This is a genomic window from Zhongshania sp. (assembly GCF_029212375.1).
Classification (GTDB): Bacteria; Pseudomonadota; Gammaproteobacteria; order Pseudomonadales; family Spongiibacteraceae; genus Spongiibacter.
In genome coordinates this window covers 89669-96159 of record NZ_JARGNU010000016.1, presented here as the reverse complement: position 1 = coordinate 96159, position 6491 = coordinate 89669, and the positions used below count along the sequence as shown (strand labels likewise).

The following is a 6491-nucleotide window of genomic DNA, read 5'->3' as shown; positions in this document are numbered from 1 at the left end:
TTTTTGTGGTGAGGAATTTTTGCGTGAAAAACTTAATTTTTCTACAGCCTGGTTATGCCTCTTAGGAAATTATGATCTACGTAGAAGAAAAGGATTTTAATCGCCAAATTGAGTTGCTATCTTTCTTGGCAAGCTCTCGTGATTTAATTATTTGTGCTTGGTTGTACCCCGAGGCGGCAGTGGTAAAGCTGGCTGGCTTCGAAGTAACCGAAAATCCTGAATCATTATTTCCAATCACCACCTATGAAAATGGTTTTCAACCCAAGCGCACGGCACCGGTCACAGCTAATGAGTCAAGCATTGGTGCTTTTCGTTCAGCTTACTCAGAGCTAAAAAAATGCTGTGATAGTCTAGCTCTCTATGAAAAATCAAAAACATCTTGGCTGGCAGCCACCATTGGTCATGAAGGCATGTGCCTCGTTCAAGATGAAAGCTTATTTCAAAGCCTTGTCCAAGCTGGCTACCCTGCATCAAGTGAGGCGCCAGTATGGTGGTAAGGCATAATCGGGTAGCCGAGGGTCTCTAACCCTCAGCCCCCACAACACCCTGCATGCAGATTGCACTGATCGGTCGTACGTCCGCTTTTTACCAGAAGGCGACGGCCATCTAGCTTCTCGCATGGGGGGGCTGGGGTGCGATGGAAAAGCCTTGCGATGCTTTCTGGCTCGCTTTGCAAGGCGATTCTTAAAGTTTTAAATCAGATTCCTACTTTTATTTAATCTTTTACTGCAATAATATCCGGTGGCGACAAAGCGCGGCTGCCAACAATAAACCACTTGCCACCGCGACGCTGAAACTGGTATTCGGCGTGGTGTACTTGTTGCTCACCGGCGGCGAATTTCCCAAAACTGCTTTGGTACTGCTTATAGGCCATATTAAAAGGCTCTAGCTTGTGCAGGGTGGTGACGGTGTCAAAATCTTCTGGGAATAGCAGGCGCACATCAATGGTCGCACTGCCATTGTCGCCGCTGTGCTGGCTTTCTAAAATTGAAATTTCCTCGATGCTAAATATCGGCGGCTCGGCAAGGCTCATCAAATTATCGCGCAGCAAATTACTCACAATATAGTCGGTAAAGGGAATGGGCTTGCTGCTGCAGCTAATAAGGGCTGCGCAGAAGAAAATCATAAACGCTTTATACATTGGTCGCTGGTCTCGGTTTTATGTGGCCTAACTTGCTGGGTAATACTGAAATTAATCTGTAACACCAGATGGTTATCATACTGTTACTTTTTGATGACAGCACGAGTGAGTTTTACGTGAATCGACGCCATTTTCTCCGCGCCATGAGCACTGTTTCTATAGCGGTGCCTATACTGACAGCCTGTGGCAGCAACAGCAATTCCAGCGCGGGTAAGAGTTCTAAGCCGGCTGGGGGTGATTCGAGCGCAAGCGGCCCCTCTGTGTCGTTTGTGCACGGTGTTGCCAGCGGCGACCCCTTAGATGATCGGCTTATTTTATGGACTCGGGTCACGCCTAATGAAGCCGCCGCGAGTAGTATTAGTGTGCTGTGTGAAGTCGCCGAAGACCCTGATTTTGAAAGTATTGTGCTAGCTGAAAATTTCGTCACTGGCCCCGAGCGGGATTATACGGTTAAGTTCGACGCCGCTGGCTTATTGTCTGAACAGCATTATTGGTACCGCTTTTCGGTTGGTCAGCAGCAGTCGCCAGTTGGCCGTGCATTGACCCTGCCCATGCCTGGTCAATACGCCGAGCATTTGCGCTTTGCGGTGTGCTCGTGCAGCAGCTACCCGCATGGCTATTTCTCGGTGTACCGGATGATCGCCAATCGTAGCGATTTAGATTTTGTACTTCACTTGGGTGACTACATTTACGAATACGGCGACGGCGAGTATGGCGACAATGCCGGCCGCTTGCTCGACCCCAGCCACGAAATACTGGTGCTAGACGATTACCGTCGTCGCTACGCCCACTACCGCAGCGATGCCGATCTGCAAGCGGTGCATCAGATCCATTCCTTTATCACCGTGTGGGACGACCACGAGACCGCCGACAATTCCTATAAAGACGGCGCCGCTAACCATAACCAGGGCGAGGGCGAATGGAGCGAGCGCAAGGCGCAGGCCATACAGGCCTATTTTGAATGGCTGCCTATTCGGCCGCCTACGGTTAGCGAAGACAGTATTTATCGCAGTTTCCGCTACGGCGACTTGGCCGACTTCATTATGTTGGACACCCGTTTAGAGGGGCGCATTAAACAATTGGATAATCCCGCCGATCCAGCGCGGGCCGATGCCCGCGACTTGCTGGGCCAAGCGCAAAAAGAATGGTTTAAAAACAAGCTGGCCACGGCCCAAAACACTTGGAAAATCGTTGGCCAGCAGGTGATGTTTGCCCAGCTGCAATTGCTTGAAATTCAGCGTTTACTGCCGGGTGTGCCCACCAATGACTTTAGTCCGCTGGTGGCGGTGAATATGGATCAGTGGGATGGCTACCCCAGTGAGCGCGAAGAAATACTCGATTTTGTTGAAGAAAATACAATAAAAAATATGGTGGTTTTAACCGGCGACATTCACAGCAGCTGGGCTAATGAGCTTTATAAAAGCAGCGCCATTCTCACTTCTGGTGTTTTAGATGAGCCCCTTGGCGTAGAGTTTGTTACCCCGAGTATAACCTCGCCGGGCTTCCCCGACGGCGCTGCAGAAGCGGTGTCGGCGGTGTTGCCGGTGGTCAATCCCCATATTAAATACACTGATTTAAAAAATCACGGTTTTATATTGATGGACGTTACCCACCAGCGCGCTCAGGCAGAATTTTATTACGCCGAGAATATCGACCTTGCGGATCAGTCTGGGGTGGAGTCTGCTAAGGTAAAGACCTTGGCGGTGGAGAGTGGCAGCAGCCGTTTAAAAGAAGACACAACCCTGTCGCGGCCGAAGGTTTAATGTTTAAGATAAACAACCGATAAATTTAATGTTGAAAAATTATGCGCATATTTCATTTTTTAGTTAGGGCGAGCTTAATTGCATTGCTACTCAATTTGGCCGCCTGTGGCGGTGGCTCCTCAAAGCGTTCAACGGCGGCTGCCGATGATGCACCGGTGGAAACGCCAGCAGACAACACCCCAGATACGCCAGCAGAAGAATCGGTGGTGAGAATGATACTGCTGGGCGACAGCGGCAGTGGTAGCGAAGGCGCCTACGCGGTTGGCAAGGCGGTGGCCAAGGTGTGCGCGGCCAAGGGTTGCGATTTGGTGCTGGGGCTCGGCGACAATATTTACGAATCTGGGGTGAGTTCGGCGCTGGACCCCCAGTTTGAAGAGAAGTTTGAGCTGCCTTTTGCGCCCATTGATTTGCCCTTTTACTTTGTACTTGGCAATCACGATAACAGTGGTTTCTTTGGCGGCGATGGCGCCAATAATGCCAAGGGTGATTTTGAGGTTGACTACCACTACCGCGATAGCCAGCACCCTGATTCGCCGCGGCAAACCTCGCGCTGGAAAATGCCGTCGCGCTACTACCGCTTCACCCAAGGTGGTGAGGCCAGCGCGCCACTGGTGGAATTGTTTGGCGTAGACTCCAATCAAATCGCCGGCGGCTTCCCCGACAGTGACGAAAACTATTCTTACAATAACTACGGCTTGGTTCAGGCCCAGTGGTTAAATGCGGCGATGGCCGACAGTAAAGCCAAATGGAAAATAGTGTTTGCCCATCACCCCTATATCTCGAACGGCTCCCATGGCAATGCGGGTAATTACGACGGCGCTCCGGCCTTTGTAGCCCCAGTGTTGGCAGGGGAGCGCTACAAGGCTTTTGTAGAAGAAACCGTGTGCGACAAGGCCGACTTCTTTTTTGCTGGCCACGACCACGATTTACAGTGGCTGATGCCGGTGGCCTCCTGTGGTAAAACCGGCTTTATTCTCTCGGGTGCGGCCAGTAAAACCCGCAGCCTAGAGCACCGCGATGATAACCCCGTATTTTATGAAAAAGGCGATAGCTATGGTTTTGTCTGGGTCGAAATTAAGGGCGACAAAATGGTGGGCGAAGTCTACCAAGTGGACCCCACCGACCCAGCATTGGGCTTGGGTTCGCTAAGCCAACCCGAACCGGCTTTCCGCCGCGAGCAAAGCCAGCAAGCTGCGCAGGGCCTGCCAGAATCAGACGGTTTTACTAGCCCCTTGCAGGGCAATACAACTTTTGACGTTAACGGCGAAACCGGCAACCTCGATCCGGTACAAACGCAATTTAGCAGCGGTTTTAACAGCCTTGCTGCGGCCATTCCCGAAGAAAATATTAGCCGCCTTGTGGCGGGAGTGGGTGAATCCGGTACTGCGCTATTGGAAGTTGCCGATTCGCTAATTACGGGTTTGCAGGGCGCCGCCACTGAACAGAATCCCGATTTAGCCTTGGCCGGTGCGGCCCGCGCCAGCCAGTCGCTGCTTTATGCTTTACAAAGTTTGCAGGACAGCCTTATTTCCGCCGATGGCCAAGCCTTGCCAGCGCCGCTAGACCAACTCAGCGCAGTGTTAGAGCAGTTTAGCGCCGAGTCGCCTAGCGCCGATGATGAGAATGCGAGTGCAGATCTGCGCGGCCTTACCGATCCTCTGCGTAGTTTAGCCAGCAATATTCAAAACATTGTCGACGGCATTGCTGAGGAAGGTGGTAGCGTGCCGGTCGCTGGTGCGTCGCTGGATTTATTGTCCGAATTACTTTTTGACGTTACTCGCCTAATTGATGCAACGGGTAATGTTGATAGTGGCGAAATGGCGCAAGTTTTAGTGTCGACCACCGATGATCTACTCGCCAATATCTTGCTCAATGTTGTGCCTATCGAAGAATATGCGCCAAGTGAGGTGAGTGATGCGATTGGTCTTGGCCCCAAATTTTTGGGCACCGCCTTGCTTTTGGTTAGCGAAGAGGTGGCCTACCATTTAGACACGCAGGTGTTGCAACCGCTTTTAGCGGGCTTGGGTACATTGCCCTTATCTGCATTGGATGATGTGTTTGCGGCGTTCACGCTTTAATTTTGGGTAGGCTAGGGCTTTGTTAGCGGCCAGCGAGGGGTGCTAACAGAGCCTCAATATCCAAATGAGCTTCTAAGCAATCTGCGAGTCTATCAATATTGCTTTCAATCACCCCCGCGTAATCCAGCGCCGCAACGTCTTTGAGGCCTGCCCATTTAAGCAGGCTGTCGCGGGTGTCGCTTTCGTCAAAGAGGCCGTGTAAATAACTGCCAATAATCTGGCCGTCGGCGCTGCGGGCGCCGTCACGGTGGCTGCCTAAATCGGCAAAGGGCGCATCCAGTGCCGGACCAGTGCTGATGCCGGCGTGGATCTCATAGCCGCGTATTTTGGCTTGCTGTGCCCATAAATGGCCGCTGACCTGGCGCAGGGTTTTGCTGCTGCCGAGGGTGGTTTCCATGTCGAGTAGGCCAAGGCCAGTAGTTGATCCGGCGTCGCCCTCGATGGCGTCGGGGTCGTGTACCGCACGACCTAACATTTGAAAGCCGCCGCAAATTCCCAAGACCTTGCCGCCGTAGCGCAGGTGCTTTTCAATATCTTTGTGCCAGTTGTTGCTGCGCAAATAATCTAAGTCGCGGCGGGTGCTTTTGCTGCCGGGCAGAATAATTAAATCGCAGGGCGGTATCGCTTCGCCCTTGCCCACGAACTTTAGATCGACCTGCGGGTGCAGACGCAAAACGTCGAAGTCGGTGTGATTACTAATACGAGTGAACACCGGCACGACCACGTTAATCGCGTTTTCGCTAAGGGTTTGGCGGCTGTCGATGGCATCTTCGGCTTCTAAATGTAAATCGTGAATATAGGGCACCACGCCGATGACCGGCTTGCCGGTGCGCTCTTCTAGCCAGTCGAGGCCCGATTGCAACAGGGCGATGTCGCCGCGAAAACGATTGATGATAAAGCCTGCTACCCGCGCTTTTTCGGTTGCCGACAGCAAATCTAAAGTGCCGACCAAATGGGCAAACACACCGCCGCGATCAATATCGGCGACAATCACAACGGGGCAATCCACTGCTTCGGCAAAGCCCATATTAGCAATATCATTGGCGCGTAAGTTTATTTCGGCGGGGCTGCCCGCACCTTCCACAACAATGACGTCATAATGCTGACAAAGGCGCTGATGGGATTCTAATACCGCCGCCATGGCGCGCTTTTTATAGGCGTGGTAATCCTGCGCTTCCATATTGCTCAGCGCCTTGCCGTGAATAATCACCTGCGCGCCGGTGTCGCTATTGGGTTTGAGCAGCACCGGATTCATATCGGTGTGTGGCGGCAGACCGCAGGCTTGGGCCTGTACCGCTTGGGCGCGGCCAATCTCGCCGCCCTCTGGGGTCACCGCGCTGTTCAAGGCCATATTTTGCGGTTTGAACGGGGCAACACTCAGGCCACGCCGCTTAAAAACACGGCACAGGCCGGCGACCGTTACGCTTTTACCGGCATCCGAGGTAGTGCCTTGAATCATTAATGTTAGGGTCATAGCTTGTGTCACTTAATTTAAATATTTAGGGAGAC

General features: G+C 52.3%; 5 protein-coding genes. 3 read left to right on the top strand and 2 right to left on the bottom strand.

Going from position 1 to position 6491, the window contains the following annotated elements; all coding sequences use genetic code 11:
* The first annotated feature begins 71 nt into the window (after positions 1-71).
* Positions 72-497: a hypothetical protein gene (locus P1U47_RS15050; protein WP_301030030.1), complete on the top strand. Its 426-nt coding sequence runs from the start codon at positions 72-74 to the stop codon at positions 495-497.
* 218 nt (positions 498-715) lie between these two features.
* Here the strand turns inward: P1U47_RS15050 and P1U47_RS15045 are convergent, their stop codons facing one another.
* Positions 716-1141, bottom strand: coding sequence for a hypothetical protein (locus tag P1U47_RS15045; RefSeq protein WP_301030029.1), 426 nt, complete (start codon positions 1139-1141; stop codon positions 716-718).
* A 116-nt stretch (positions 1142-1257) separates the two neighbouring features.
* Here P1U47_RS15045 and P1U47_RS15040 point away from each other — a divergent pair, with 116 nt between their 5' ends.
* Together P1U47_RS15040 and P1U47_RS15035 are read left to right on the top strand one after the other, a co-directional pair.
* Complete coding sequence (locus tag P1U47_RS15040) at positions 1258-2904, top strand: alkaline phosphatase D family protein (RefSeq protein WP_301030028.1); 1647 nt, start codon at positions 1258-1260, stop codon at positions 2902-2904.
* Positions 2905-2945: 41 nt separating this feature from the next.
* On the top strand, positions 2946-4982 hold the full coding sequence (locus P1U47_RS15035) for a metallophosphoesterase (RefSeq protein WP_301030027.1): 2037 nt from the start codon (positions 2946-2948) through the stop codon (positions 4980-4982).
* A 22-nt stretch (positions 4983-5004) separates the two neighbouring features.
* Here the strand turns inward: P1U47_RS15035 and P1U47_RS15030 are convergent, their stop codons facing one another.
* Positions 5005-6456, bottom strand: coding sequence for a cobyric acid synthase (locus tag P1U47_RS15030; RefSeq protein ID WP_301030026.1), 1452 nt, complete (start codon positions 6454-6456; stop codon positions 5005-5007).
* Positions 6457-6491: the final 35 nt, after the last annotated feature.